2 rRNA genes are annotated in these 2,133 nt (G+C 50.0%); both read left to right on the top strand.

The window, feature by feature from the left end:
* Nucleotides 1-237 (top strand): 16S ribosomal RNA (locus tag J2S07_RS21750); the annotation flags it as partial.
* Between the two features lie 367 nt (nucleotides 238-604).
* Nucleotides 605-2,133, top strand: a 23S ribosomal RNA gene (locus tag J2S07_RS21745); the annotation flags it as partial.

Here is a 2,133-nt window from a genome sequence, read left to right as displayed (position 1 = left end):
GGATCAGCATGCCGCGGTGAATACGTTCCCGGGCCTTGTACACACCGCCCGTCACACCACGAGAGTTTGTAACACCCGAAGTCGGTGGGGTAACCAGGCCATTCACTGAGTATCTGAATATTATAATCGGAAACTCAGTGAATGGCCCGGGGCCAGCCGCCTAAGGTGGGACAGATGATTGGGGTGAAGTCGTAACAAGGTAGCCGTATCGGAAGGTGCGGCTGGATCACCTCCTTTCTAAGGATTTTTACAAGACGTGACGCTATGATTTGTTTAGTTTTGAGAGAGCAATGTTTTCTGTGAGATTCATGACCTTTAGGTGATGAATTGAAACAATTCTCTCTATGGAAGCTTAATTCTTATGAATTAAGCCACTTGTTCCTTGAAAACTAGATAATGAAGAAGAACCAAGAAATTACCGAGTAATCGCCATTTTAGGTTAATCTCTCTATTATTTATAGAGTAATGAAAACCGCGAGGGTTACGAGAAACAAGCAGATCGAGGAAGCGACCGAACGAGCACCGGAGCGTACGTAGTTGGTACGCGAGGAGCACAGAGAGGGAGCTGACGAAGAGATGCGCCGTTTATCGTAAGCCGCAGCAAGGTTAAGTTAGAAAGGGCGCACGGTGGATGCCTTGGCACTAGGAGCCGATGAAGGACGGGACTAACACCGATATGCTTCGGGGAGCTGTAAGTAAGCTTTGATCCGGAGATTTCCGAATGGGGGAACCCATCATCCGTAATGGGATGGTATCCATATCTGAATACATAGGGTATGGAAGGCAGACCCAGGGAACTGAAACATCTTAGTACCTGGAGGAAGAGAAAGCAAACGCGATTCCCTGAGTAGCGGCGAGCGAAACGGGAACAGCCCAAACCAAGAGGCTTGCCTCTTGGGGTTGTAGGACACTCAACATGGAGTTACAAAGGAACGGGGTAAACGAACAAGTCTGGAAAGGCTGGTCAGAGAAGGTAAAAACCCTGTAGTTGAAACTTCGTTCCCTCCTGAGTGGATCCTGAGTACGGCGGGACACGTGAAATCCCGTCGGAAGCAGGGAGGACCATCTCCCAAGGCTAAATACTCCCTAGTGACCGATAGTGAACCAGTACCGTGAGGGAAAGGTGAAAAGCACCCCGGAAGGGGAGTGAAAGAGAACCTGAAACCGTGTGCCTACAAGTAGTCAAAGCACATTCATGTGTAATGGCGTGCCTTTTGTAGAATGAACCGGCGAGTTACGATTGCATGCGAGGTTAAGCTGAGAAAGCGGAGCCGTAGCGAAAGCGAGTCTGAATAGGGCGGTTTTAGTATGTAGTCGTAGACCCGAAACCAGGTGATCTACCCATGTCCAGGTTGAAGTTCAGGTAACACTGAATGGAGGACCGAACCCACGCACGTTGAAAAGTGCGGGGATGAGGTGTGGGTAGCGGAGAAATTCCAATCGAACTTGGAGATAGCTGGTTCTCTCCGAAATAGCTTTAGGGCTAGCCTCACGATTAGGAGTCTTGGAGGTAGAGCACTGTTTGGGCTAGGGGCCCTCATCGGGTTACCGAACTCAGACAAACTCCGAATGCCAAGTACTTACACGTGGGAGTCAGACTGCGAGTGATAAGATCCGTAGTCGAAAGGGAAACAGCCCAGACCACCAGCTAAGGTCCCAAAGTATACGTTAAGTGGAAAAGGATGTGGAGTTGCTTAGACAACCAGGATGTTGGCTTAGAAGCAGCCACCATTTAAAGAGTGCGTAATAGCTCACTGGTCGAGTGACTCTGCGCCGAAAATGTACCGGGGCTAAACGTATCACCGAAGCTGTGGATTGACATGTTGATGCATATTTCCTTTGGAAAAATGCCGTGTCAGTGGTAGGAGAGCGTTCTAAGGGCGTTGAAGCTAGACCGAAAGGACTGGTGGAGCGCTTAGAAGTGAGAATGCCGGTATGAGTAGCGAAAGATGGGTGAGAATCCCATCCACCGAATGCCTAAGGTTTCCTGAGGAAGGCTCGTCCGCTCAGGGTTAGTCGGGACCTAAGCCGAGGCCGAAAGGCGTAGGCGATGGACAACAGGTTGATATTCCTGTACCACCTCGTTTTCGTTTGAGCGATGGGGGGACGCAGGAGGATAGGGTAAGCGCACTG

This window comes from Anoxybacillus andreesenii (assembly GCF_030813005.1).
GTDB classification, from domain to species: Bacteria; Bacillota; Bacilli; order Bacillales; family Cytobacillaceae; genus Robertmurraya; species Robertmurraya andreesenii.
The sequence above is the reverse complement of the archived record's forward strand: the minus strand, read 5'-3'. Positions and strand labels throughout refer to the sequence as shown.